The organism is Marinomonas phaeophyticola, assembly GCF_026966905.1.
GTDB classification, from domain to species: domain Bacteria; phylum Pseudomonadota; class Gammaproteobacteria; order Pseudomonadales; family Marinomonadaceae; genus Marinomonas; species Marinomonas phaeophyticola.
Genome location: NZ_JAPUBN010000019.1, coordinates 180429 through 206375 on the forward strand (window position 1 = coordinate 180429; position 25947 = coordinate 206375).

At 39.6% G+C, this 25947-nt stretch carries 29 protein-coding genes; 14 read left to right on the forward strand and 15 right to left on the reverse strand.

Going from position 1 to position 25947, the window contains the following annotated elements; all coding sequences use genetic code 11:
• Nucleotides 1–13: 13 nt before the first annotated feature.
• The 9 genes from purH to dsbD form a co-directional block, all read right to left on the reverse strand.
• Nucleotides 14–1591, reverse strand: coding sequence for a bifunctional phosphoribosylaminoimidazolecarboxamide formyltransferase/IMP cyclohydrolase (gene purH / locus O1D97_RS14960; protein WP_269126863.1), 1578 nt, complete (start codon nucleotides 1589–1591; stop codon nucleotides 14–16).
• A gap of 82 nt (nucleotides 1592–1673) precedes the next feature.
• Complete coding sequence (fis, locus tag O1D97_RS14965) at nucleotides 1674–1952, reverse strand: DNA-binding transcriptional regulator Fis (protein ID WP_191602910.1); 279 nt, start codon at nucleotides 1950–1952, stop codon at nucleotides 1674–1676.
• 108 nt (nucleotides 1953–2060) lie between these two features.
• A complete protein-coding gene (gene dusB, locus O1D97_RS14970) occupies nucleotides 2061–3035 on the reverse strand; it encodes a tRNA dihydrouridine synthase DusB (RefSeq protein WP_269126866.1) in 975 nt (324 codons plus the stop codon).
• A gap of 157 nt (nucleotides 3036–3192) precedes the next feature.
• Nucleotides 3193–4488: a zinc-ribbon and DUF3426 domain-containing protein gene (locus O1D97_RS14975; RefSeq protein WP_269126867.1), complete on the reverse strand. Its 1296-nt coding sequence runs from the start codon at nucleotides 4486–4488 to the stop codon at nucleotides 3193–3195.
• Nucleotides 4489–4536: 48 nt separating this feature from the next.
• Entirely contained in the window at nucleotides 4537–5421 is an 885-nt protein-coding gene (prmA, locus tag O1D97_RS14980; protein ID WP_269126869.1) for a 50S ribosomal protein L11 methyltransferase, read from the reverse strand.
• A gap of 61 nt (nucleotides 5422–5482) precedes the next feature.
• Entirely contained in the window at nucleotides 5483–6823 is a 1341-nt protein-coding gene (gene accC / locus O1D97_RS14985; protein ID WP_269126871.1) for an acetyl-CoA carboxylase biotin carboxylase subunit, read from the reverse strand.
• A 20-nt stretch (nucleotides 6824–6843) separates the two neighbouring features.
• Nucleotides 6844–7293, reverse strand: a complete 450-nt coding sequence (gene accB, locus O1D97_RS14990; protein WP_269126873.1) for an acetyl-CoA carboxylase biotin carboxyl carrier protein — start codon at nucleotides 7291–7293, stop codon at nucleotides 6844–6846.
• Between the two features lie 63 nt (nucleotides 7294–7356).
• On the reverse strand, nucleotides 7357–7806 hold the full coding sequence (gene aroQ / locus O1D97_RS14995) for a type II 3-dehydroquinate dehydratase (RefSeq protein ID WP_269126874.1): 450 nt from the start codon (nucleotides 7804–7806) through the stop codon (nucleotides 7357–7359).
• A gap of 137 nt (nucleotides 7807–7943) precedes the next feature.
• Complete coding sequence (gene dsbD, locus O1D97_RS15000) at nucleotides 7944–9800, reverse strand: protein-disulfide reductase DsbD (RefSeq protein ID WP_269126875.1); 1857 nt, start codon at nucleotides 9798–9800, stop codon at nucleotides 7944–7946.
• Nucleotides 9801–9957: 157 nt separating this feature from the next.
• On the opposite strand from dsbD, the gene O1D97_RS15005 reads away from it, so the two are divergent.
• From O1D97_RS15005 to O1D97_RS15015, 3 genes are read left to right on the forward strand one after another with little or no spacing between them, the layout of a single operon-like run.
• Nucleotides 9958–10689 (forward strand): hypothetical protein, encoded by a 732-nt coding sequence (locus O1D97_RS15005; RefSeq protein WP_269126877.1) that lies wholly within the window; start codon nucleotides 9958–9960, stop codon nucleotides 10687–10689.
• A gap of 10 nt (nucleotides 10690–10699) precedes the next feature.
• Entirely contained in the window at nucleotides 10700–11749 is a 1050-nt protein-coding gene (locus O1D97_RS15010; RefSeq protein WP_269126878.1) for a DUF2333 family protein, read from the forward strand.
• 25 nt (nucleotides 11750–11774) lie between these two features.
• A complete protein-coding gene (locus O1D97_RS15015; RefSeq protein ID WP_269126880.1) occupies nucleotides 11775–12296 on the forward strand; it encodes a GNAT family N-acetyltransferase in 522 nt (173 codons plus the stop codon).
• 76 nt (nucleotides 12297–12372) lie between these two features.
• Here the strand turns inward: O1D97_RS15015 and O1D97_RS15020 are convergent, their stop codons facing one another.
• On the reverse strand, nucleotides 12373–13341 hold the full coding sequence (locus O1D97_RS15020; RefSeq protein WP_269126882.1) for an anti-phage deoxyguanosine triphosphatase: 969 nt from the start codon (nucleotides 13339–13341) through the stop codon (nucleotides 12373–12375).
• The gene (locus O1D97_RS15025) at nucleotides 13338–13712 is read right to left on the reverse strand and encodes an HD domain-containing protein (RefSeq protein ID WP_269126883.1); all 375 of its coding nucleotides are present in this window, start codon (nucleotides 13710–13712) and stop codon (nucleotides 13338–13340) included. Before O1D97_RS15025 ends, O1D97_RS15020 begins: the two co-directional genes overlap by 4 nt.
• A gap of 125 nt (nucleotides 13713–13837) precedes the next feature.
• Here O1D97_RS15025 and O1D97_RS15030 point away from each other — a divergent pair, with 125 nt between their 5' ends.
• On the forward strand, nucleotides 13838–14128 hold the full coding sequence (locus O1D97_RS15030) for a LysR family transcriptional regulator (RefSeq protein ID WP_269126885.1): 291 nt from the start codon (nucleotides 13838–13840) through the stop codon (nucleotides 14126–14128).
• Between the two features lie 43 nt (nucleotides 14129–14171).
• Here the strand turns inward: O1D97_RS15030 and O1D97_RS15035 are convergent, their stop codons facing one another.
• From O1D97_RS15035 to pabB, 3 genes are all read right to left on the reverse strand, one after another.
• Nucleotides 14172–14738 (reverse strand): phosphoadenylyl-sulfate reductase, encoded by a 567-nt coding sequence (locus O1D97_RS15035; RefSeq protein WP_428981131.1) that lies wholly within the window; start codon nucleotides 14736–14738, stop codon nucleotides 14172–14174.
• Nucleotides 14739–15025: 287 nt separating this feature from the next.
• The gene (locus tag O1D97_RS15040; RefSeq protein WP_269126887.1) at nucleotides 15026–15691 is read right to left on the reverse strand and encodes an NUDIX hydrolase; all 666 of its coding nucleotides are present in this window, start codon (nucleotides 15689–15691) and stop codon (nucleotides 15026–15028) included.
• A 3-nt stretch (nucleotides 15692–15694) separates the two neighbouring features.
• Nucleotides 15695–17101, reverse strand: a complete 1407-nt coding sequence (pabB, locus tag O1D97_RS15045; protein ID WP_269126889.1) for an aminodeoxychorismate synthase component I — start codon at nucleotides 17099–17101, stop codon at nucleotides 15695–15697.
• A 69-nt stretch (nucleotides 17102–17170) separates the two neighbouring features.
• Here pabB and O1D97_RS15050 point away from each other — a divergent pair, with 69 nt between their 5' ends.
• The 6 genes from O1D97_RS15050 to O1D97_RS15075 all read left to right on the forward strand — a co-directional run bounded on the left by O1D97_RS15050 (nucleotide 17171) and on the right by O1D97_RS15075 (nucleotide 22005).
• The gene (locus O1D97_RS15050; protein WP_269126891.1) at nucleotides 17171–18055 is read left to right on the forward strand and encodes an alpha/beta fold hydrolase; all 885 of its coding nucleotides are present in this window, start codon (nucleotides 17171–17173) and stop codon (nucleotides 18053–18055) included.
• Nucleotides 18056–18219: 164 nt separating this feature from the next.
• Nucleotides 18220–19539: a DUF5610 domain-containing protein gene (locus O1D97_RS15055; RefSeq protein ID WP_269126893.1), complete on the forward strand. Its 1320-nt coding sequence runs from the start codon at nucleotides 18220–18222 to the stop codon at nucleotides 19537–19539.
• Nucleotides 19540–19636: 97 nt separating this feature from the next.
• Complete coding sequence (locus tag O1D97_RS15060; RefSeq protein WP_269126895.1) at nucleotides 19637–20140, forward strand: GspH/FimT family pseudopilin; 504 nt, start codon at nucleotides 19637–19639, stop codon at nucleotides 20138–20140.
• Nucleotides 20134–20487, forward strand: coding sequence for a hypothetical protein (locus tag O1D97_RS15065; RefSeq protein ID WP_269126896.1), 354 nt, complete (start codon nucleotides 20134–20136; stop codon nucleotides 20485–20487). The genes O1D97_RS15060 and O1D97_RS15065 overlap by 7 nt, the downstream gene beginning before the upstream one ends.
• A gap of 60 nt (nucleotides 20488–20547) precedes the next feature.
• Nucleotides 20548–21468: a hypothetical protein gene (locus O1D97_RS15070; protein WP_269126897.1), complete on the forward strand. Its 921-nt coding sequence runs from the start codon at nucleotides 20548–20550 to the stop codon at nucleotides 21466–21468.
• 21 nt (nucleotides 21469–21489) lie between these two features.
• Nucleotides 21490–22005, forward strand: a complete 516-nt coding sequence (locus tag O1D97_RS15075) for a hypothetical protein (protein WP_269126899.1) — start codon at nucleotides 21490–21492, stop codon at nucleotides 22003–22005.
• 105 nt (nucleotides 22006–22110) lie between these two features.
• Here the strand turns inward: O1D97_RS15075 and O1D97_RS19960 are convergent, their stop codons facing one another.
• Nucleotides 22111–22395 carry a PP0621 family protein gene (locus O1D97_RS19960; RefSeq protein ID WP_428981132.1) on the reverse strand — a complete coding sequence of 95 codons (285 nt, stop codon included), beginning with the start codon at nucleotides 22393–22395 and terminating at the stop codon, nucleotides 22111–22113.
• 34 nt (nucleotides 22396–22429) lie between these two features.
• On the opposite strand from O1D97_RS19960, the gene O1D97_RS15080 reads away from it, so the two are divergent.
• The 4 genes from O1D97_RS15080 to O1D97_RS15095 all read left to right on the forward strand — a co-directional run bounded on the left by O1D97_RS15080 (nucleotide 22430) and on the right by O1D97_RS15095 (nucleotide 25893).
• Nucleotides 22430–24076, forward strand: coding sequence for an NAD+ synthase (locus O1D97_RS15080; protein WP_269126900.1), 1647 nt, complete (start codon nucleotides 22430–22432; stop codon nucleotides 24074–24076).
• A gap of 110 nt (nucleotides 24077–24186) precedes the next feature.
• Nucleotides 24187–24951 carry a glutamate racemase gene (murI, locus tag O1D97_RS15085; RefSeq protein ID WP_269126902.1) on the forward strand — a complete coding sequence of 255 codons (765 nt, stop codon included), beginning with the start codon at nucleotides 24187–24189 and terminating at the stop codon, nucleotides 24949–24951.
• 64 nt (nucleotides 24952–25015) lie between these two features.
• Complete coding sequence (locus O1D97_RS15090) at nucleotides 25016–25303, forward strand: EamA family transporter (protein WP_269126904.1); 288 nt, start codon at nucleotides 25016–25018, stop codon at nucleotides 25301–25303.
• Between the two features lie 11 nt (nucleotides 25304–25314).
• Complete coding sequence (locus O1D97_RS15095; protein ID WP_269126906.1) at nucleotides 25315–25893, forward strand: DMT family transporter; 579 nt, start codon at nucleotides 25315–25317, stop codon at nucleotides 25891–25893.
• Nucleotides 25894–25947: the final 54 nt, after the last annotated feature.

The following is a 25947-nucleotide window of genomic DNA, read 5'->3' on the forward strand; positions in this document are numbered from 1 at the left end:
CTATTGGTGCTAATTAGTGGCGGAAGTGGCGAATACCAGTGAATACCATTGCCATACCTGCTTCGTCAGCAGCGGCAATCACTTCTTCGTCTCTCATTGAGCCACCAGGTTGTATAACTGCACTAATACCGGCTTTGGCAGCCGCATCAATACCATCCCTAAATGGGAAAAAAGCATCTGAAGCCATTACGGAGCCAATCACTTCTAAGTTTTCATCAGCGGCTTTTATTCCTGCAATTTTAGCACTGTATACGCGGCTCATTTGACCAGCTCCAACCCCAATTGTTTGCTCTGCTTTTGCGTATACTATGGCGTTTGATTTTACAAATTTAGCGACTTTCCAGGCAAAAAGTAAATCTTTTAGTTCATCCGCTGTTGGCTGGCGTTTTGAAACTACGGTTAGGTCCTCAAGAGTCATGACATGATCATCACGGTCTTGTACTAATAAACCGCCATTCACTCGTTTATAATCTAAAGCGGCAGGTCTTGTTTGTGACCATTGACCGCAGCTTAAAAGGCGGACATTCTGTTTTTTAGCTACAACATCTATTGCGGCCTGTGAAACGCTTGGCGCAATAATTACTTCAACGAATTGACGTTCTACAATAGCCGCTGCGGTTTCTGCATCTAACTCCTGATTGAAGGCAATGATGCCACCGAATGCGGAAGTTGGGTCTGTTTGGAAGGCTAGGTTATACGCTTCAAGTTGTGTAGCCGCTGTTGCTACGCCACATGGGTTAGCGTGTTTCACGATAACACAGGCTGGCTTATCAAAACTTTTGACACATTCTAAAGCCGCATCAGTATCGGCTATGTTGTTATAAGACAGTGCTTTACCCTGAAGTTGGGTTGCAGTACTGATAGACGCTTCTTTTGGATTAGTCTCAACATAGAAAGCCGCTTTCTGATGAGGGTTTTCTCCGTAACGCATTTCTTCCGATTTATTGAATTGAAGATTAAAGGTGCGGGCGAAGCTTTCTGAACCGCCAGCGACTTTTTTACCTAAGAAGTTTGCAATTGCGCCATCATAATAGGAAGTGTGCTCAAATGCTTGAACCGCTAAATCAAAGCGTGTTTCATAGGTGAGCCCATTATCTTTCTGAAGTGCGTTAATGATGTCTTGGTAATTGTTCGGATTAACGACAATCGCCACATCTTTGTGATTCTTAGCGGCAGAACGTACCATGGTAGGGCCACCGATATCGATGTTTTCAATCGCCATTGGTAGGTCACAATCAGGGCGCTCAATCGTCGCTTCAAATGGGTAGAGATTGACAACAACCATGTCGATTTCATCGATCTGATGTTCTTTCATGATGTTTTGATCGATGTCGCGACGTCCAAGAATACCGCCATGGATTTTCGGGTGTAATGTTTTTACTCGCCCATCCATCATTTCAGGAAATCCTGTGTAGTCAGAAACTTCTGTTGCTGCGACGCCAGATTCTTGCAATAAACGATAAGTGCCACCAGTAGAAAGAATTTCTACATTAAGTGCGGTCAGCTCTTTTGCAAAGTCAACAATACCTGTTTTGTCAGATACGCTAATTAATGCTCTTTTGATTGGTGTAATTTGATCTTGAGTAGCCATCGTAGTCTCGTAGTTGTCAATTATTTGATTAAACGGTGAGGGGTAAAACAAAAAAAGGGCGTAAATCGCCCTTTTTTAAACTCTATAGCATGCCGTATTGTTTCAGTTTTTTGCGCAACGTTCCACGGTTAAGACCGAGAATAGTTGACGCTTTGGTTTGGTTGTCTTTTGTGTAACTCATTACCGATTCTAAAAGAGGTGCCTCAACCTCTGCTAAAACCAATTGGTAAAGGTCTGTAATAGGCTGCCCATCAAGGTGGGAAAAATAATTTTTTAACGCTTTATCTACATTGTCACGTAGGGTTTGTGACTCTTCAGATGAAGCGGCTTGAAACGTGTGATTGTGAGTTTGTTCTAACACAGAATAACCTTCTAGTTTAAAGCTAACCAAAATTTAGCGTCTTTTAATGATTTAAAAAGCAAAACTTTTTTATCTATGAAAGGCGCTTTAGAGCAAGTTTTATCCAACTTATTGATACTGTTGAGTAAAAAATTGATGTAATTTTTCTAACTGTTCTTCTGTATTCTCAATACGATTAAACGTACTGCGAAAACTGGAATCATCAGCAAGTGTTTGCAAATACCAGCCCACATGTTTACGCGCAATACGAATACCAGAATAATCTCCGTAGAAATCATGCAGTTTTCGAACATGTGCTATAACCAATTGAGCTATTTCCTGAATCGACGGTGGTGACAGTTCTTTATTCGTTTGTAAAAAATGGTTTATCTCTCTAAAAATCCAAGGTTTACCTTGAGCAGCGCGACCAATCATGATGCCGTCTACTTGAGTATAATCTTTCACAAACTTCGCTTTATGTGCATTGGTAATATCTCCGTTTGCAAAAACAGGAATATTAAGGCTTTGCTTTATGCGTGCAATTGTGTCGTATTCAACCTCTCCTTTAAATCGACATTCTTTCGTTCTACCGTGTACAGCTAGGGCTTGGATGCCTATATCTTCCGCCATTTTAGCAATAGTTAGACCATTTTTAGATTCAGGGCTCCATCCAGTACGAATTTTCAAGGTCACGGGAACTGAAACACTGTTTACTACCGACTCCAATATACGGCGAACAAGCTTTTCATCTTTTAAAAGCGCCGATCCAGCGGCTTTATTGCATACTTTTTTAGCAGGACAGCCCATATTAATATCAATAATTTGGGCGCCTAATGAGACATTAAGTTTTGCCGCTTCGCTCATCATTTCTGGATCGCCACCGGCAATTTGTATTGATCTTGGAGATATCTCTAGATCATGTACAAGGCGGTGTTTACTTTTATTAGAATTCCATAAGCGCACATCTGAGGTCACCATTTCTGACACAGCAAGACCCGCTCCTAAAGAGTGGCATAATTGACGAAAGGGGAGATCCGTCACACCAGCCATAGGGGCAAGAATTAATGGGTTGTCCAGAGAGTAGGGACCGATAGCGTATGCCATGTTGTTCCTGTTTATTGGGTTCGGTATGTTAAAGATCTGTAACCGTGTCGAGCGGGCGTGAATAATACCTATGCCGTGAGCGTTTTTGAAGTCTTGACAAGCATAAAAATTGACTATTTTTTGTTCTTTTTCATATTTCTTAGTTAAATTGTCGAATTTAGTATGATTGTGTGTCTGATGAGTAGACTTCTAGCTTGTGAGTAACGGCCTGTGCCCCTGGGTCATATACTGGAATGACAATATGGATTGGCGTATTTGGAGGCATATAAGTAATGTCTAAAAAGTCTTTATGTAAAAAATCATTAGGAGAAAAAAGTCTGGCGGCTACGGGGGCTCCATTTAAATCAAAAAACTCCAATGAGATTTTTGGCATTGTCTGTGAATAGTTACTGGTGTTAGTCATAATGGCATTTACTAACAAGGCGTTTTCTTGAGTTGGGTGGCTTTGAATGCGAACGTGTTGAATACTAATGGCAGAAATATCTTCAAAGTTTGGTAGTGTACACCCAGTATAGGTGCAAAATATTTTGTAAAATGGTCGAAACTGAGATGATCTACTGCCATGTTCAAAAAAATGAGAAGCTACTTGGAAGAGCAGAACTCCTAATAGAAGCAGGACTCCTACAAACCAAGCAAAAGTATGAGGGCGGTTTGCTATGACCTCTTCTTGGTTTATAAGAGGCGCTAAACTTTCTTTTGCCTGATTGGTTGAATGCTTATTTTGTTTTTCATGGAGGGACGTTTTATTGTTACTTGATTGCGCTAAACTGTGTAGCGCTTTCATGTAATCCGGTTCGGGAGCTTCTTCTGTATAGGATTTAAAATCAGAGACATCTTTAGTGGATTGTGAACTGACATTTGATTGTCGAGTAATGCTTTCATTATACACTTGAGCAGGCGCTGAATGAGATATATTTTGATGCTTTGAACTCAAATCGTTTTTTTCGTGTTTTAAAGAATGGGCTTGCCATTCATCTGTAGTGTGCTCTGACTCCAGTTCTGCAAACTCTCTTTCCCAAGGTGCGAGCTCATTTTTAGCGCTAAGTTCGATTTCCTGGGACTCTATGCCTTCATCGAGATTACTTTTTCGTATAGCGATTTTAGATTTAACGTTTAAGTTCGCTTCATGATTGTTTTTATCGATTGGGGATAGGTCGTCATCATCAAAAAGGGTGTGAAGCCATTCAGGGCTCACCGGTAAGTCGTCATCAGCCGCCGAAAAAATAGGCTTCGTAGGGTGGTTTTTTTGTTCTACTTCTGCTTGCGATACTTGATTGAATTCTGCTGTTTTTTCTTCTTTTAGATGCGTTTTATTGTCTTCTAAGGGCTTAGCTTCGAAGATATGAAAGCATTGGCCGCAACGCACCTTTCCTTTTGCCATACTAAGAATATCAGCTCCCACGCGAAACGCGGTGGAGCATTTTGGGCAACGAGTAATTAGGCTATCTGACATACTTGAGCGCTTGATTCCAGTCTGAAAAATAAAAAAGTCGTGAGCGGATTAATTTTTTGTTGCTACTATCCTAACCCATTCTTCATGCTCTGTAATGGAGTCAATTGTAAACCATGGAGTATATGCATCGATTACTTCGTTAGATTGAGAGGATAAAATCCCCGACAAAGCAAGTTGTCCGTCGGGTGCAACAAGTTCAGAAATGGTTGGAGCTAGTTGTGCAAGAGGTCCTGCTAATATATTGGCAACCACGATTTCAGCTTGAAGGTCACTTTCATATGGAGGTAGCTTTACTTCAAGTCTAGAACTATCAATGTTGTTTCTGTCCGCGTTAGCTTGAGTTGCTTCTACCGCCTGAGGGTCAATATCAATACCTATCATATTGCTTGCTCCAAGTAGCAAGCCGGCGATTCCTAATATACCGGAGCCGCAGCCGTAATCGATAATGGTTTTATTATTACAGTCAATAGAATCTAACCACTGCAAGCATAGTGCTGTTGTCGGGTGTGTCCCAGTGCCAAACGCAAGTCCCGGGTCTAGCATTAGGGTAACCGCTTTCGGGTCGGGGACTTCTCTCCAGCTAGGGCATACCCATAGACGTTCACCAAACTGAATAGGGTGGTAGCTATCCATCCATTCTCGTTCCCAATCTTTGTCTTCTAAAATCTCAATTTTAAAATCTAAATGAAGGCCAAGTCGTTTCGCTGTTTCTTCTAGGATGGGCTTTATTGAATCCACATCCGCATCGGCTTCGAATAGCCCTGTTATTTTTGTATGATTCCATAGTGGTGTTGTGTTCAACTCTGGTTCATAAACAGGATCATCATTAACATCTTCAAAGGTAACGACCATTGCACCGCATTCTAGTAGCGTATCCTCCAATTGAGGGACATATTCAGGAGTAGCGTGAGTGCGTATTTGAAGCCAAGGCATAAAAAATCCAATTAATTATAAAAGGCTACTCCATAAGTAATAGAGTAGCCTGTGAGTTTACTTACAATCCAAGTTTCTTTTCTAGATAGTGAATATTAACACCACCAGCAATGAAATTAGCGTCTTCTACTAAATCTTGCTGTAGAGGTATATTGGTTTTTATTCCATCAATAAAAGTTTCGTCTAAAGCAACAGATAATCGTTTTAGTGCCATTGTTCTTGTTGGTGCATGACAAATAATTTTTGCAATCATTGAATCATATGTGGGAGGAACGTTATAGCCACTATATAAGTGAGAATCAACTCGTACACCCATACCGCCAGGTGCATGGAAATAATTTACCAATCCTGGGCATGGCATAAATGTTTTGGGATCTTCTGCATTAATTCGCGATTCTACAGCATGTCCATTTAAAACAACGTCTTCTTGCTTAATGGAGAGTGGTAGGCCACTAGCAATTCGAAGTTGTTCTTTAACGATATCTACGCCTGTTACCATTTCCGTTACAGGGTGTTCTACTTGTACACGGGTATTCATTTCAATGAAATAGAACGCACCGTCTTCATATAAAAACTCAAATGTACCAGCGCCGCGATAGTTTATCTGAATACAGGCATCTACACAGGCTTTAAGGCAGGCTGCGCGAGCTTCCGGGTCTAAGTGTGGAGCGGGTGCTTCTTCAAGAACCTTTTGATGACGACGTTGTAGTGAGCAGTCTCGATCGTACAGATGAATGGCATTCCCTTGTCCATCAGCGAGAACTTGTACTTCTACGTGTCTAGGGTTTGTAAGGAATTTTTCCATATAAACCGTACTGTCGCCAAAATATGAGCCTGCTTCAGACTGTGTGATGCTAATGGATTTTAATAAGCTAGCTTCACTGTGGACGACTCGCATACCTCGACCACCACCACCTGCAGCCGCTTTAATGATGATTGGGTAGCCAATCTCTTTAGCAATTTTTATGCATTCATTCGAGTCTGCTGGAACTGGGCCATTTGAGCCGGGGACCGTTGGCACTCCAGCTTTTTTCATGGCTTTAATCGCAGAGACTTTATCTCCCATAAGGCGAATTGTTTCCGCTTTTGGTCCGATAAATGCGAAACCAGAATTTTCTACTTGTTCTGCAAAGTCTGCATTTTCAGCAAGAAACCCGTAACCAGGGTGAATAGCAGAGCTGTCAGTCACTTCGGCCGCACTAATGATTGCTGGAATGTTTAAGTAACTCTGAGCTGAAGGGTTTGGTCCAATACAAATGGACTCATCTGCTAAGCGTACATGCAGTAAATCACGGTCAATCTTAGAGTGAACCGCTACTGTTTTTATACCGAGTTCTTTGCATGCACGTAAAATACGTAATGCAATCTCGCCTCGGTTTGCAATCAAAACTTTATCAAGCATGATAGAACCTATTTGATGGATTAAACAATAGTAATAAGTGGTTGATCAAACTCAACTGGCTGACCATCTTCAACTAAGATAGCACCAATTGTACCGGCTTTATCCGCTTCAATTTGATTCATCATTTTCATCGCTTCAACGATACAAATAGTATCGCCAACTTTAACTTTCTGACCAACTTCAATAAAAGGTTTTGCGCCTGGTGCTGAAGAGCGATAATAGGTACCAACCATAGGTGATGGTACGACATGACCCGCAATCTCGGCTGGCGCACTTGCTTCTACGGAGGAGGTTGCTATTGTGACAGGAGCGGCCGCCGGAGCAGGCGCCGCAACGGGTGCTGGTGCATATTGAACCGGTGCGCCACCGCGGTTAATGCGAACGCACTCTTCACCTTCTTTAATCTCAATCTCATAAATATCAGATTCTTCAATTAGTTCAATTAACTTTTTAATCTTACGAATATCCATAATAACTCTCTTTTGTCATTGTCAATGTATCCTGTTATCTGCCGATACAGGGTTTTATTCTAATTAATTTGTGTTTGATTTTTCATATTCTTGAATAGCGAAATCCAAGGCATATTCATAGCCAAGGACGCCCATACCACAAATGACTGCTTTTGCGACATCGGAAAAATAAGAGTGGTGCCTAAATGTTTCTCGTGAGTGTACATTTGAAAGGTGAACTTCAGCAAATGGAATATCAACACCAAGCAAGGCATCTCGTATGGCCACACTTGTATGGGTAAAAGCGGCTGGATTAATGATAATGAAATCTACAGAATTACGAGCTCCATGTATGGTATCTATGAGTATGTGTTCTGCATTAGATTGCAGGAATTCAAGAGAATGCCCTCTTTTTGATGTTGTTGCTCTAAGCGTCTTTTCTATATCATCTAAAGTAGTGTAACCGTAGATTTCCGGCTCGCGAGTTCCAAGAAGGTTTAAGTTTGGCCCATTGAGAACTAAAAAGTTTGCCATTCCATTTCCAAGATTTAGTGATTTGACCTGAAATTATCGATAAAAAGCGAGAACTTGTCTAGTTTTGTTGGAAAAAAGACTGTTTATTGTTTGCTGCTGATTAAAAATAAACATTAGTAAACCGTTGTATTTGGTTGTTATTGACTGAATTCTTTTGTGATGAATGAAAGTCTCTCAATTACTTCTTTTAAAGAAGGTTCACCTATTAATGAAAATTGTGTTAATTCTTTACCTTCAGAAGTTAAGAAAATTAAAGCCGGAGGCCCAAAAACGTTAAAACGTTGCATGATATTTTGATTACCAGCATCATTTTTTGTAACATCAACCCTTACTAAATTTAACTGTCGCAGCATCGGGTGGACTGCTTCATTGTAAAAAATTTCATGCTCGATTACTTTGCAGCTAATGCACCAGTCGGCATAAAAATCCAGCATAATAATGTTGTTACTCTTGTTTGATTGAATAAAAAGGGTTAGTTCATCAAGAGAGGTGATAGTCGCAAACGGGAGCTCTTTTTGAATTGTGGATACGTTGGCTTTTGTCGCTGAGGTTATGCCTTTTAGGGGGTGTACTAGGTCGCTTTTATTATTGGCTCCACCAAGGAAATATAGAATACCAATTAATAAGGAAAGGGTAGTTAGTAAAAATCGCAGCGGATGTTTTTTTCCTTGAGCAATGGCGTTTAAGAAATAGGAGGCGATGGAGAGGGATAGCAGCCCCCATAAATAAAGGTGATAATCTAAAGAAATCCAACGTGTTACTAACCAAATTGATACAGCAATCAGACCAAATCCCATCAGCACCTTTATATCATCCAGCCATTCGCCTGATCGAGGTAGTATGGATGGACCAAACATTCCAACCAGTAATAAAGGAACTCCCATTCCTAGAGCCATAATAAATAACATTAATGCACCGTAAGCGGTTTCTCCTTGGGTACTAATAAATAGCAAAACACCAGCAAGAGGTGCGGATACACATGGGGAAACGACTAATGTCGCGAAGACCGCACTTAATGCAACGCCAAGGCTTTTATTGGATTGAGTGTCAGGGTTTGAGGGCTGTAGTTTAGCTTGTATAAAAGTGGGTAATCTAAGTTCGTAAACACCGAACATAGCAAAAGCAAGAAGAATAAAGAGAGCTGCGCTTGATAATAAAATAACAGGGTTTTGCAAATAGGCTTGAATATTGAGCTGTAGGCCAAAGAAGCCTACGAGGCCTCCAATTAAGGCATAGGTTAAGGCCATTGAGATAACGTAAAGAGTACTATAGTAGAATGCGATCAAGGGTGTTTTCTTATGACCAACAACAATAGCGGATACAATCGGTATCATTGGGAGTACACAAGGCGTTAAAGACAACAGTAACCCTAAACCAAATAAAGTCACTGCAGCGGTAATCCAAGAATGGTTTTCCAATACATTTATGACGATTGATGTTTCAGAAGGCGCAAATTTAATTGTAGTATCTTGTGGAAACGAGTTTTGTTTTTGTGCTTTTATCTGGGAGGCATCTAAAGCCGAAAGGCTGTGTTCACTCTTTGTAGATAAAGGTACAACGAATTCAAACGGTTCAAGTTGTGGCGGGTAACAAAGCCCTTTATCTGCACAACCTTGATAACCAAGCGTTGCATGTATTAGAGTGCCTTCAGGCAAATTCTTGTCGTAATTTATTTCGGCAATGAGCCGGTCACGATATACTACGACGTCACCAAAATACACATCGTATTTGTCTTCCCCTATCGGAAAAGGGGAAAAGGTTAGTTTGTCTGAATCTTTTCCTTTTAGCTTAAATTGGTGTTGGTATAAATAGTAACCATCTGCGACAATCCATGTTGCTTTAATCTTACCATTTTCAGGTGCTGATACACTTAATTGAAAAGCTTGATTAACATTAAGAAAAGTATTTTGATTTGAACTAAAGGGTAGCTTTAGGTCGATAGCATGTACAAGGGTTGTAATACATAATAAAAACGCGGCAATAATAAAACGCATGAATTCCAACTTATTATAAATATGTTTAACTTAACTTTAATCACGCTTGTCATAGACTAGGACAGTACATTAAAGTTTCAAATAAAAAGAGATAATTTTGAAGAGTTTATATCTTACCGTGCTAACTTGCGCACTTTTTATAAGTGGTTGTAGTGTGATGGGCACAACAAAGGCTGATGTTATTTATAATACTTCGAACCAATCAAGTGACTCAATTCAGGTTGATCAGCACATTATATCGACTAATAAGTCTATTGAGGAGTCAAGAAAGCGTAAAGCGGACCCAATTTTAACCGATTTACTCAAAAGAGGTGAAAAGGCACTTTCTCAGCTAAAGTTACTTACACCAGTAGAGGATAATGCCAATATGTATTATCAGGCGGCTTTAGGACGTGAGCCTAGTAATGCGCAAGCCATTTATGGTCTTGCTCAGATAGTGACTTATTATACGGATTTTGCTTGGAGAGATGCGCAAAAGCAGCAATTTTATTCGGCTCAAAAAAACATCGAGTTGGCGAATCTAGTAAATCCAAATGACCCTTTGATTGAAGAGACACAGAAACGTATTTCAGATTTCAGAAAGAAGCTAATGAGAGCGAGTCACTTTAATTCTGGCTCTAAAGCTACGATATCGAAAAAAACACATAGCCCAAATGCGTTCTTTTTGCCAAAAACACTTTTTTCTTTATCTGAAGAAGAAATTATTGAGCAGCTACAGCCAATAATTGATAGAGTTGCGGTGCAGCAAGCCGTGATAGAAATTAATTGGATAAATGATAAAGAAGCAAGGTTGTTGTATCAAATAATCAATAGTCGCATTCCTGACTTTCGAGTGAGAGGAATGATTTTTCATCGTTCAAGTTATATGATTGAAGTTAAGCAACAATAGGATAGACAATATGTCGAGTATATTGAGCAAGTTAGCATTTTGGAGTGATCGAGACAATTTGTCAGGGATAGGAAAAGGGGTGGCTGCACTTCTTGTGGTTCTTATTTGTTTTTTGTCTGTTTTGGGGATCTACTGGAGCTCTGAGCCAGAAGCATTTGATGTCGTGTCTGTGGCAAAAGAACGAGCAGAGACGAGAGGTTATCTGAATAATAGTAAAAAATTGGTTGTGGGGTACACAACCACGAGTACTCTTAACACCATGGTTGAAACCTTACTCGATAAGCCTGGTGGCTTTATCAGTAATGATATCATGCCTCCAGGTGTTTTTATGGATAATATGCCGAATTGGGAATTTGGTGTTTTAGTTCAAGTGCGTGATTTGGCAAGAGCGTTGCGTAAAGATTTTAGTCGTTCTCAATCTCAGTCAACGGAAGATGAGAACTTAAAAGTCGCTGAACCGCAGTTTAATTTTGATGCAAATAGTTGGGCTTTACCTTCAAGTGAAGGCGAATATCGCCGTGGTAATAAAGAATTACTTGAGTATCTTGATCGTTTAGCTAAGAAGGAAGATCAAAACGTACAGTTCTATGCTCGTGCGGATAACTTACGCAATTGGCTTGCCGATGTCGAAACTCGGCTAGGTAGCTTGTCTCAACGTTTATCGGCAAGCGTTGTTAATGTGAGAGAAAATACTGATTTGGCTGGGGAAGCAAATGCTCAACAGTCCACTCTTTCAGGTGATCAGCAAAAAGTAAAAACATCTTGGTCTAAAATAGATGATGTCTTTTATGAAGCTCGTGGTGCCAGCTGGGCCTTAATTCATATCCTTAAAGCCATTGAAATAGATTTTGTTTTTACGCTACAAGATAAGAATGCCTTAGTTAGTTTACGACAGATCATTCGTGAGTTGGAATCGACTCAAAGCACAGTTTGGTCACCCATTATCTTAAATGGTAGTGGTTTTGGTGTATTAGCGAATCACTCTTTAGTGATGGCATCTTATATATCAAGAGCCCACTCGGCAATGAGTGATTTAAGGCGATTATTAGAACAAGGCTAGAATGGTTACTTCAAGTGACAGAAAGGTGACTACATTTTCTAAAAAGGGTGCTGCTAACGCGCCTTTTTTCCGTGTGGCAGAATTAGACGATGCGCCTGAAATTTTAGAAATTTATAATGATGCTGTTCATACTAGAAAATCCTGCGGACATACTTCTGAAGTGACACTTATTACTGTTATTGACTGGCTCGAATCTTCTCGCGATAAGCGACCGATGTGGGTGGCAGAGTTATCAAAGGAAGTTGTTGCGTGGTTTGCTGTAGAAGACTTTTATGGTCTTCCTGCTTTTGATCGGGCGGTAGAGGTAAGTGTTTACGTGTCTAAACCTCACCAGCGAAAGGGCCTTGCGACAAAAGCACTGACTTTTGTAAGTGCTTTTTTAGATTGTATTTCAGTGTCCCACATAGTGGCTTGTATTTATGGGCATAACACTGAAAGCATTAATCTATTTTCCAAAAATGGTTATCAACAATGGGGGCGTTTACCTAAAATCGCCTCGATTGACTCGAAACAATACGATCTGCTTATTTTAGGTAAACGTATCTGAGTAAAGCGCTTTAGGCTTAAATAAAGGGTTATTTTATAGGGTGAATGTTAGGTGATTTCCACTAGAGTTTATTCATTTACATAGGTTCGAAAACGGATCCTAAGCTCGGCACAAATAATTTATTGTATAGCCTGCTAGCATAATCATCCGTCATTGATGCCATGTAATCACAAATAATTCTGTGGCTGATTTGCCCCTGAGATTCCATCGTATGCCATTCTGTTGCGATTTCTCTAGGCAATAACCGCATTGGATCAGAGCTTAATGCCTCAAAAATTTCCATGATCATTTGTTGCCCCTTATACACGAGCATTTGTACTTCAGGTTTTAAAATGATGTGCTTCATCTCGAAATCTTTAAAGGCATTTAAGGCAATTTGTTGTGCTTTTGGTAGCGAAACCTGAAAGCGTAAGAGAGGGTGTTGAAAGTGGTGATCTTCTTCCACTCTGCAAGAAGTGATAAACCAGCTGACAAGCTGTCCTATTGCATCTTTACGCAAATGGCTCTGTTTACTAAACAAGTTATTTTTTAATGTGATTAATTGAGAATCTAAAAAGTCACATTCTAGTTGGCTAAGTATCGGATGAAGGTGTTCTTCCCACATTGCTTTAGTAACCATACCTAAGACAATGGCATCCTCTAAATCATGAACTCCATAGGCAATATCATCAGCTAAATCCATTATGCTGGTATCAAAACTAGAGTGAGTAGCATTAGCGTGTCGTTTGCCTTCTATTTGAACAATGTGTTGCAATTTATTTTTATCTGCATCAGAAAAGGGTGCCAGCACCCACTCGAGTAATTGACTTTCTTCTTGATAGACACACTTAGGAGGATACCACTGGGATGCTTTAATTTGTCGGTAATTAGTAGGCTTCTCAGGGTAATTTCCCACAAGGTTATCGTGTAGGACAGGGTATTTTAGAATACCTAATAAAGATCGCCTGGTAATGTCCATACCATAGGTAGGTGAATAGGAGCCTCTCTTACCTAGGATTCTAAGAGACTGGCCATTACCTTCAAATCCCCCGTGGTCAGTCATCATAAAGTTAAGTGCAATTTCTCCTCCATGACCAAAAGGGGGTGTCCAATATCATGGCTCAAGCAGATGGTCTCCATCAGGGCTTCATCGGCTAGCCATTGTTGTAGTTCGCTATTATCTGAAAAAGCGAATTTGAGTTGATGGATAATGCCGCTACCAATTTGAGACACCTCTAAAGAGTGCGTTAGTCTTGTTCGGCTATAGTCATTTTGTCTGATGGCAAGAATCTGGGTTTTTGATTGTAGGCGACGAAAGGCTGCGCTATGAATGATTCTAGCTCTATCTCTTTGATAAGGTGTTCTATGATCGTTATCTCTTGATTGAGATACGCCAGATTGACGCTCCTGCCATGGTAAGTGAAATGAGCTTGTCATCGTAATACTCCGATCGATGCTGAATATATATCAATATAATTATCATCTTTCATGAAAAATGGATATAGGTCAATGTTTGATCGTTTTAGATTAGGGATAATAGCGCTCTCTTATAAGGAAATCTTATGCTTAATAATCAACATTTGAATACATTTAACACATTGGTCGAATGTAAGAGTTTTACACTTGCCGCTAAGGAACTAAATCTTACTCAACCTGCTGTGACACAACACATTCAAAAATTAGAGAGGGAGTTAGAGAGGTTGCTTGTGGTAAGGCAAGGTAAATCTATTGAGATGACACCAGAGGGTGAACAACTTTATGGATACATTCAGAAAGTTATGAAAGAGTATCGGTTGTTTAGAAAAAGCTGGGATGAGTTGCCATCAAATGATGGGAGAGTAGATGCTGCCTAGTATCTATTCTCCCATATCTTCTCTTGCTCACAGATGATCTGACTTATTGGCTTTTGGTCGGTATTAGATTACCTATATGTAAACCACATTCTTTATTTTCTGTTTCTTCCCACCACCATCTACCTTCGCGTTCATGTTGATTAGGCAAAACGGCACGGGTACAAGGTTCGCAGCCGATGCTTATAAAGCCTTTTTGATGAAGAGGGTTATATGGTACATCAAACATTTTGATATAGTTCCAGACATCTTCAGAGCTCCAATTAGCAAGAGGATTAAATTTATAAAGTGGTTTTTCATCTAAGCTAAAGCTAGTATCTAACTCAGCAATTTCCAGCTGGTTACGAGTACCGTGGCTTTGATCTTTTCTCTGTCCTGTAATCCAAGCGTCTAGAGTATGCAGCTTGTGTCTAAGTGGCGCGACTTTACGAATGGCACAGCATTCTTTATGGCCGTCTTCATAAAAACTAAACAAGCCTTTTTCTTGTGTAAAAGCTTCAAGAGTATTCTTCTCAGGAGATAATATAGAAATCGGTATATTGTAATGCTTTCGTACCGTGTCAATAAATTGGTAAGTTTCTGGGTGTAAGCGACCAGTATCAAGAGAAAACACGTGTATATTTTTTTTGCTTTCACCGCTAAATCAATTAGCACAACATCTTCTGCACCACTAAAAGAAATAGCGATATTATCAAAAGAATCTAAAGCACTGCGAATGATTTTCTTTGCCGCTGTTACGTCATGGGACTGAATGAAGTCGTTTACATCAAATTGAGCCATAAATAAGAAATTCCAGTTTAATCGTTAATCATGTGACTCTATCAAGATGTTGAAAAGAGAGGAAATAAGAAAGCGCACTAACCTTATAATGGAAGTATAAAGTTACACTCATGCATTTCATTATTTCTTTTTGATTGAAGCGGCTATATGGGAGTCTAAAGCTTGATATAGCTCATAGAGAATGCCTGCAGTAACACCCCAAATAGTAATATCTTGGTATTGAATTTCGAAGTAACCAGTATGAATATCGGACAGGTTTCTACGAGTAAATTTGTAATTGGTAGGAGTTAATAGGTAATCTAAGGGAACCCAGTGAGCTGACTCTACTTCATCAAGAGCCAACGTCATATCTTGTAAGGTGGTCACTTCCGCTATGATTGGTTTTACACAAAAGCCAGAAATGGTGAGATAATCACCCAGCTCACCAATTAATTGGAAACAATTTGGAGGTAATCCAACTTCCTCGTGGGTTTCTCTTAGTGCTGTTTGAATAAGGTCCGTATCAACGTCATCATATTGGCCACCAGGAAAAGCAATTTGTCCTGGATGATTTCGTAAGTGCTTGGCTCGTTGAGTAAGCAATATATGCAGATTGCCCTCGTGATCTTTCCAAATAGGAATAAGGACCGCAGCGGTTTTAAAGTCGAGTAAATTGGTTTCTGCATTGAGTTTAACGCCTGGATTAAGCATGATTTGGCTAGATTCATATAGATCTAAAGCAGATCGAATCTGCCCAATATCTGGAGATAATGGTGGAGAATTTAAAAACTGCTTAACATCACTCATATTTCATTTACTTCTATGAAAGTTTTCTTCCAAAGTATGGGTTAATTTGCCTACTTTTGTGAAGGTTTCTTGATATTCTTCATGGCTTATCGAATCTAATACTAAACCACCGCCAGCCCAGCAGTGAATATTATTTTGATCAACGACTAGAGTGCGAATGGTGATGCTTGAATCCATTTGACCATTACTACTGAAATACGCAATAGAACCACAATAGGCCGATCTTGAATGAGGTTCAAGCTCATCTATAATTTCCATAGAGCGAATTTTCGGTGCTCCTGTAATAGAGCCTCCAGGAAAGCCATTTTTGAAAACGGTAAAATGCTCCTGGGCTGAGGAAATGCGCCCTGTAATAGTAGAGACTAGATGATGAACGTTGGCATAGCTTTCAAGGGCAAAAAGCGTTGGTACTTTAATGCTGCCTGTAACACAACTACGACCCATATCATTCCTTAGCAGATCCACTATCATTAAATTTTCAGCGCGATCTTTCTCTGAGTCAAGCAGTTCTTGTGCCAGTTTATGGTCTTCGTCCTGAGAGCTTCCTCTTGGTCTAGTTCCTTTTATTGGCTTAGACTCCACTTTTCCATTATTACATAAAAAGAAACGCTCAGGAGAGTGACTTAAGATGGCCTGATTGAGGCTAATATTTATGTAAGCCGAAAAGGGGGTAGGGCAACTTTTTCTAAGAGCTCTATAGGCCTCAAAATTGTCTCCATGACATTTTGCACTAAAGCGTTGCGCGAGGTTAACTTGATAACAGTCGCCTGCCCGAATATAGTGCTGTACATGATTGAATTTTTCGGTGTAAGTATCAGCAGACATGTTTGAAGAAAAGCGTGAGTTTAATGAAAATGGCATTTTAGAAACGTGTTTTCTATTTGCTATTCGATCGAGTATGAATGACTCTGTTTCAGCATTACACCAAGGTGTTAGCATTAGCACAGTTTCCTTGGTTTCATGCAAGCTGATAATGGCCCACCCATATAACCCTGCTAATATTTGAGGTATGGAAACATCTTGAATTGCGCTGCTCGGCAGCGTTTCTAAATAACGTCCGCTCTCATAAGAAAAATACCCCATCACACCACCGGTAAAAGGCAATTTCGTCGCGGCTTTTTTTGCCCAAGACTCCTCGCAAACTAAATTGAGTAAGGTGTCTAACGTGTCAAACGGAGAATCGCTTTTTTCAACTTGATAAAAAGGTGCATGTTTCCATGTTATTGAATGGGAGGATGCATCTGCATTTAAAGTGGCGAGCGGGTCCGCAACCAAAATATCAAAACGAGTATCAGCGAAATCCTTATGATTACTGTCTAGTAATATAGGTAATGGAAGATCGTTAAAACACTCGAAAAGCTCAAGTAATTCTTCTTGGTAAGGAAGATTTATCAGTCTAATGTCTGTCATAATAAACCTAAGAAATGTAAAGCTCGGTATTGTATCGAGATAATTGGAATTCTCACAGGTATATTACAAGTGTCAGAAGTTTTTTTTATCAAATCAACAGTGACGCATTTAGCGTATCGTCTATATCATAACCCTCAGGCAAAACAAGGATCTTGTTTGCTGTTATTACATGGTGCTGGTGTAGGAGGAGAGTTAACTTGGGAAGGCATGATTCCATATTTAACAAATTGGCAAACCATTCTTGTTCCTGATTTAAAGGGAATGGGAGAAAGTCGATCGCATTCGGGTGAAGAAGAAGCGTTTACGGCTAGGTCTTTAGCCGAAGATGTGGATCATTTACTTGATGACTTGAATTGGCTTGATTTTGATATGGTTGGCTACTCTTTAGGTGGTTTGGTGATTCTGCTGTTAAATCAGATTAGAGTACAAAAAGGTCAGCCAAAAATCGAGAAAATAGCACTTTTAGAGCCCGCAACATTAGAGCGTGAAGATTTGTTAGAGCTGCAACAAGTACGCAATAAATACCGTGCCGCCTCCAGCACGATTCGTGAAACAGGTGATGTTGAATTAGGTATTGCAAATTTTATGGATGGTGTCTCACCTAACAGAAGAAAGCATCCTATTGCGGAAAAAACAACTCAAACGCGACTTGCCCATAGGCCCTTTGGTTTTGCATATGCATTAGATTGTGTGACAGATTTAGTGGATGATTTTGTAACTCAGCCTCATTTAAGAGGAGAATTATTAAAACACACCCAAAAGGTCTTGATTTTCTCCGGTGGCATAAGTCATGACTCTTTACGTGCACATTATGATGTGTTGCAAGAGCAATTGGATGGTTGGCAGCACTTTACGATTGCGGGTGCAGATCACTCACTGCCCTTTCAAAAACCTAGGCAAATAGGTTACATCATAAATGAATGGTTTGCTCTGGACCGAAACGAAGGGGATTGAGGGATAATAAAACTCAGTGCAAGAGGATTGTTTTTTATCGCTTTTATTTTTCCTTAGTATAAAAGTGTAAAAAAAGTTTAAACTTGATTAAAGTTTGTTCTTTTTTGGTCGATAACTGATCATGCAGTACTGAATTTTATAGGGCTCTCAGCAAGGCGGCAGGTATGTCTGACTTTTTTAAAACAGCTAGTGATTTAACGAAATCGTATCTACAAAGTGACTTTCAAAGAAAAGAAAGGGAAATTCAGTCACCTGTTAATCAAGCGTTTCGCTCTTCTGATAAATACGATCCAGCAAATCAAGGGGCTCGTGTTATGGGCGTTGTTCAAGAACGTCTATTTTCTTATGTTTCACGCTCGTCTACTTCTGAGAGTATTGCAACAACCGAAAAAACCAGTGAAGCCAGTAAGAATCAAGCGTCAAAAAATGATTTTTCACCGGAAGCAGTGAGTCGACGTATTATTGGTTTTGTTGGTAACTACATGGATAAATTACGTGAGGGTGGCGCAAGTGAAGAGAGATTAAAAACAGTATTTGAATCCGCTCAGTCAGCGGTTACCCAAGGCATTGAAGATGCAACAGAGAAGTTGTCTGGTCTAAACTGGTTAACCGATGACGTGCATAACAATATTGAATCGACTCAAGCTCAGATTACTAAAGGATTTGAGACTCTTTCAAATCGTTTTTTTGAACCTGAGCCTTTACAAGAGATCGACTCTACCTCTAGTGGAGCCGTAATCGCTTCAGAAACTCAGTATCGGCAGACAAGTTCAACAGAAATTCAGATTGAAACACGTGATGGAGACAAAGTAAGTTTGTCGTTATCCGCTTTACAAGCCTATCAAAGTCAGGTGTCAGCTGCGACGGCCCAGAATGAGTCCGGAAGTGCAAGTAACGTATCACGTTACACAAGTAGTCAAAGTGAATTTGCCTTTGAATATTCTTTGAGTGGTGAGCTTGATGACGCAGAAAGAGAAGCCATTCAATCTTTAGTAACCGACCTTGCTGATGTCGCTGATACTTTTTTTAGTGGCGATATGGCGTCAGCCTTTGAACAAGGGTTGAAGTTAGGTTATAACTCCAATGAACTTTCAGGTTTTGCTATGGAATTAAATTACTCCGAATCAATGCGTCAATCTTCGGCGGCCGCTGCATATGGTCGAACGCAAGGAAATGCATTGGATAGCTTGGGTCAATCCGTCGTTAAACCGTTGGCAGAATATAATCAACAGTTGAGTGAGATTTCTGAAAAAATAACGGCTCAATTTGAAAATATGAGAGAAGTAGCCAGTAAAACATTAGCTAGAATTTTTGAGATGCGTTCTGAGTTAGAAGATAAGAAGGAGTATATGGCCGAATTTTTTGACTTTACAAATAGACTGTTCTCAAATGCGTTATCTAAAAATAGTGATATAAACGATTCAAGCACGGCTTCGGAAAACGTGACAGATAATGGTACTCCTGAGAACAAGATAAATAGTTAATATCATAGTGATAGGCAATAAAAATAGTTAATAGGACTTTGAGCTATTTTTGTTGATAATTGAATGATTTTTATGTGAGAGACAAGGATGTTTCTTTATGAATAAAACACTTGGTTTTTCTTTAATTGAAATATTGATCGTCATTGCGGTGGTTTTAACGATAAGTCGTTTTGTCTCGACCTACCGAAATATGTTTCCTGCTCAAAATAATCAAAATGTCTTGTATCAAACTCAGCAAAGCCTAAGTTTGTGGCTTATTCGTGCAAGACAGCTTGCGGTAAACACTCAAAAAGAAGTGCAGTTATGTGGCGGCCATGGGTGTGATGGTGATTGGTCAGAAGGTGTTGCTATTTATGTCAGTAATACTTTACTAGATTCTCATTTGTTTGATATGGATGTGTCTATCGTCTGGAAAGGTTTTCCGGTTCATAAAACTGACATCACATTTTTACCCAATGGTTTGTCAAGTTATCAAAATGGAACTTTTTATATTTGCCAGTCAGGACGTTATTGCTATATCCGTTTGAATCAAAGTGGACGCTTTTATTCCTCTCCGGTTTTTGAGGATGAGCAAAAAGCAGGGGAAGCGGTATTATGTTGAAAAAAACTTGTATATTTTATGTCGGTAGCCGAGGCTGGGTATTGCTTGAAGTAATGGGTAGTTGTCTCTTTTTAGGCGTTGTTTTAATGATTTCCCAAACACAAATTAAATCACAATGGGAAGCGATTAAAAGTGAGCAACAAGTTAATGAAAGGAGGCAAATGGCGGCTGAATTAGACATGATGAGATTCATGTTATATGACCCTAATTGGCTATTAGAGCTTGATTCGGAGTCCAATACTCGCATTCTTAAAAGCCACCCTTCACAGGGGGTGGTTAAAAAGCCTACCTGCAAGCATTGTTATGGCTCGAATTTAGAAGCATGGTTTAAAAGTCGTTTTTTATAGCGTTATCTCTATCCCTATTTAAGTTTAGTAAGTGTAATGCAGTCACGCTAAAGGAGTAGCATGAGAATACTGTCTAAAAGGAATTCATCTCAAACTGGCTGGGTGTTATTGGAAGTCATGATTAGTACCCTGATTATTATGCTTCTACTCACTTTTATGGTGCCTATTTTACATCAGGCCAAACAGCATAATGAGATTGTACAACAAAGGTTTCAAGCTCAATCTTGGATTGAAGGATTTAAAGATAATCTAAAGGCTCAATGGGAGAAGCTAGCTTGGTTCGGTTGTAACTCTCTTTCTGATATTACTATAGAAATTGGGCATTCGGATGCCGCGAACTTGCCTTCTCGAGTTCGGAATAAAGCCATACAAGGTAAAAGTGATTGGATGAAAGCAAGCCTGCTAGGTGAATGTCTGGATTTTCATACGATCGATAAGAATACGTTTACTTTCTCATCTGATTGTAAATGGAAGGCAAAACAGGAGATTGTATTTTCTCATTGTCTTGCACCAAGAACAGGTTGGGTTGATTCTGTATCTGGTGCAATGGTCAGTATTCAATTAAATGAAACCGTTGATGCAGCTCAAACATCAATGTCATCGAGTGGTCTTTTATTAAGCAAGCAAGAGTTTGTTTGGTATTTAGCACAAGGAAAGGGAGAACATATGTCTTTTTGGAGAGCGCCGTTATCTTCTGGAAACGCTTTAGAGCTTTGGAGTGGTATTAAACAGATAGCGATTTATCCTTTATTGGACCTTGATTTTGACGGTCGACTCGATGAGCTGTCAACTGAGTATGGAAAATACACAGCAAGCAGCCTTAAGGCCATTTGGGTTGAATCGCTTGTAGTTTATGAAAACTGTAAAACTAAGACTAATGAGCCCTTAATAAAGTATAAAAATTTCCGTGGAGATACATGGATATATAATGGACGCTGTGAATTCGTGGCAGACTTTATTGTGCCTTTGAGTGTTTTTTAACAAGGAGGTTGCAGACTTGTTATGATAATTACTCTAAATCAGTTTAGTATGTCGGAAGTCCGCCAAAGAGGTTTTGTCAGTTTGCCAATTTTGCTGCTGTCTTTTTCAATAGCGGGCATGACGATGATCTTTTATGAAAAAGTATCCGATTCAAAAAAATGGCAGGCGTTACAAGCACCAATGGTTGGTGAAAATGCCGTTTGGACTCAATTTAGCGTAGCGCTTTTGTCTCAGATAGATACGAGCAAGGCTGTTTTAAGCTCTTGCAATGGATTTTGTCCTATTGACGAAAATACAAATTGGCCATATGAGTTTCAGATAAATCGTGACGTTAAGTTATTTTGGAATCTTGAGACTGTTGATTTCTTATCAACTACGCCGGATGAAGTAGTCTGGTATCGTGCTTGTGCTTACAAGCATTCTTCCTTATTGCCGAAAAACCTTATTGATGGGCAAAACCTAAAAAACATCCATTGTTGGTGGCTAAAAGAAAGAGCAAATCAATATAACTTAATGAGCCATATTCATATACAGTGAGTAAGTTTTCTTTACCTCTAGAGCAGATTAAAATGATTTCATTTGGTCTAGAGGTAAAAGGGATGGTTTTAAATGATCTTGAGATGATGAATTGGCTTGTTTATCTTATTTAAAGTGTTGGTTTTTATGTTCTATACTACAAAAGAAATGGTTTTTGGTGCCTTTTATTGCGTGGTTTTTAGGTGTATAAATTTTGCAGTAGGCGCATTGAACCATGTCATCCTCTTGTTGCATTTTCGGTGACGTATCTGGTTTTGAGTTTGACTTTTGCTCAATAAAAACTTTGATATTGCGATATAACCACCAAAGAAATAAGAAAATAATAATAAAAACAATAAAACGGACAATCATATACTTTACCTTAGTTGGGTAATTCCACGACAATAGCATTATATTTTAGCAGAGTTAACGAGATAGTAACCGTATGACATTCAGAGTAGCAATGGCCCAGCTTGATATGCTGGTTGGCGATATTAAAGGTAATACTCAAAAAATAATAGACGCAGCGGAGCTTGCAAAGAAAGAGCACCAAGCTCGAGTTATTGTATTTCCTGAATTAACATTAACCGGTTATCCACCAGAGGATCTGTTATTACGGCCGAGTTTAGAGCCACGTATTGAACAAGCGCTAGAGGTAATTCTATCAACAGTTCATGACATTTATGTTGTCATCGGTTATCCGCGTAGAGTCAATGGTGAATTATTCAATTCCGCAGGCGTGATTTATAACGGCTGCTTATTGGGTGAGTACGCCAAGCAAAAGCTTCCGAATTATCAAGTGTTTGATGATAAACGTTACTTTGTAGAAGGCTCTGATCCATTAGTTATTGATATGGATGGCGTTAAAGTAGGGTTGAGTATTTGTGAAGACATTTGGCACCCCGAACCTATTCAGTTGGCAAAAGATGCGGGGGCTGAACTGGTATTAAACTTGAATGCTTCTCCATTCCACATTGAAAAAATGGGTGAGCGTGAACAGTTATTGCATAAAAGAGCGGTTGAAACTCAATTGCCTATTGTCTATGTGAACTATATGGGTGCTCAGGACGAATTGGTTTATGAAGGCGGATCTTTTGTGGTCAATGGTCGCGGCCAGAAAATGATACAAGCGCCTTGGTATGAAAGCGGCTTATTTATGGCCGATTTTATTATTCATGATGATTTAGATTCACCACTTGGACGCTTGCAGGTTTGTGAGGGAGAGGTTGCACCAGTACTTTCAACTGAAGCCAGTGTGTATCAGGCAATGGTTTTAGGGCTTAGGGACTACATTGAGAAAAACCGCTTTAAAGGCATTGTTCTTGGGTTAAGTGGCGGTATTGATTCTGCACTTACGTTAGCGGTTGCTGTGGATGCCATTGGTGCCGATCGAGTACAAGCGGTAATGATGCCTTATACCTATACATCTTCTATGAGTCTTGAAGATGCAGAAGAGGAAGCGAATTTACTTGGTGTTGAATACAGCGTATTACCTATTGAGTCTATGGTGAAAGCGTTTACTGATATTCTCGCACCGGAATTTGAAGGTTATCCAAAAGATACAACAGAAGAAAACTTACAAGCTCGGACTCGTGGCGTAACCTTAATGGCTATTTCTAATAAAAAGGGCTACATGGTTATCACTACGGGCAATAAAAGTGAGATGGCAGTGGGTTATGCCACCTTGTATGGGGATATGGTTGGTGGCTATTCGGTTTTAAAAGATGTATTTAAAACATTAGTTTTTAAATTATGTCGCTACCGTAATACTTTAGGTTATGTCATTCCAGAGCGAGTGATTACGCGGCCACCCTCTGCAGAATTAGCGCCAGATCAAAAGGACGAGGATTCTTTACCAAGCTATGATATTTTAGATCAGATATTACAAATGTATATTGAACAGGATCTGAGTGCAGAAGCCATCATTGAAAGTCAGCAGTTCGACCGTGAGACAGTTTATAGGGTACTAAGGCTGGTGGATATTAATGAATACAAACGACGTCAGGCACCAACGGGCGTTAGAATAACAGCACGAGGGTTTGGGAGAGATCGTCGTTATCCAATGACCAATGGCTGGCACATTGGCGAATAGTGAAACGATCGCACTGTGAATGTAGAGCGCATGATATCTTAGGGGATAGCATGCGCTTTTACGAACTATCATAAAACAGAGTGAATACTATTCTAGGACGATGAATTATTATGCAAATCGCGGTATTTGATTCCGGCATTGGTGGGACGAGTGTGTTAGAGCATTTAAAGCAGTATTTACCATACGCCCATTTTTCGTATTTCATGGATAATCTCTATATGCCGTATGGGAATTTATCTCTGCCTTTATTGCATGAACGGCTTATTGTATTAGTAAACGCAGCTATTCAGAAGTTAAAATCCATTGATTTAATCGTATTAGCGTGTAATACGGCCAGTACACAAGGTCTGGATTTACTTCGACAGCACATCAATATTCCTATTATTGGTGTTGTGCCTGCAGTTAAGCCTGCCTGCTTACTCAGTCAAAAAAGTGTGGGTTTACTCGCCACGCCTGCCACTGTTGGTAGTTCGTATATTCAGGGCTTAATAGCTCAATACGCCTTAAATAAGCCCGTGTATTTGTATGGATCAACAGAACTTGTTCATCTAGCTGAAGAAAAATTTTGGCAAGGCTCTGTTTCTCCAGTAAAGGTTAAGCAGGCACTACAAAAGCTTAATATCCATCCAGATATTGATTGCTTAGTATTAGGCTGTACTCATTTCCCTATTTTAAAGGCTGAAATCCAACAAGCTCTAGGTAAAACAATACAACTCATTGATTCTGGTGAAGCGATAGCAAGGAGAGCAAAAGCATTAGCTTTTGCTTTGAATTCCAGTATGGTGCATCCATCCAAGATAGCTTCAACGTCTTATTTTTCTACCTCCAAGCTTAAACATAAGCACGACTTAATGGTTGAATGCCTGACTGATTAACTCTACTTTTCACATAAACCATTCTATTTTATATGCATATACTAATTGCTATTAGGGGTCTTATTTGAGTATTCATTCGCAATCACGAGGTGAGCTGGTACTGGTTCTAGTGACGATTCTAGCTGCGTTTGGTTGGATATTTGCAAAAGAGTCGATAGTAGAAATGCCGCCTTTACTTTTTATGGGAATACGCTTTTTACTTGCTGGTATTATTTTAGTTATGTTGGGAAAACGGTTTTTTCGAGGGCTAAATTTCGCCAATATAAAAAAAGCTATGATGGTAGGGGGGTTGGGAGTGTGGCTATGGGGCTTTGGGTCTCAGGGCTTGATCACAGTAATAATCTGGGGGTAGGAGCTTTTATCATGAGTCTCGGAGCAATATTAACCCCGATTATGGCTAAGTTTCTATTTGGTGCTTCACCTTCAAATAGTGTTTGGTATGCGTCTTTGGTTGCTATTATTGGGCTTGGTTTTTTATCATTAGCTAATGGCTTAGACTTTGAGTTATCGCATCTATTCTTTCTTGGTAGTGCTTTTTGTGTTGCGCTTCAAATGAATCTATTGTCTCGATTTTCATTGAATATTCATGTATTGGTACTGACATCCATTCAGCTTATTGTCACTGGAGTCGTGTTACTTTTAGTGTCTTTCATATTTGAGACTATGCCAGAGTCTATATCAAATGAAGCGATTAAATGGTTGTTATTAAGTATTGTAATTGCCACCAGCTTACGGTTTTTTCTCCAAACTTATGGACTTAGCTTAACGCCTGTGAGTCATGCGGCAATTCTGCTAAATTTGGAACCGGTATGGACCGCTATATTGGCGACATTTTGGTTTAGTGAGGTCATGAAGGCCAATCAAATAATAGGGTGTAGCCTTATCTTTTTAGCCATGTTAGTCAGCCGATGGCATCAATTTAAGGAGTTTATTAAGAAGTAATGCTTTCTCTAACAGAGGTAAGAAGGTAGCGTAATTAGAGAAAGCAATAAGAAA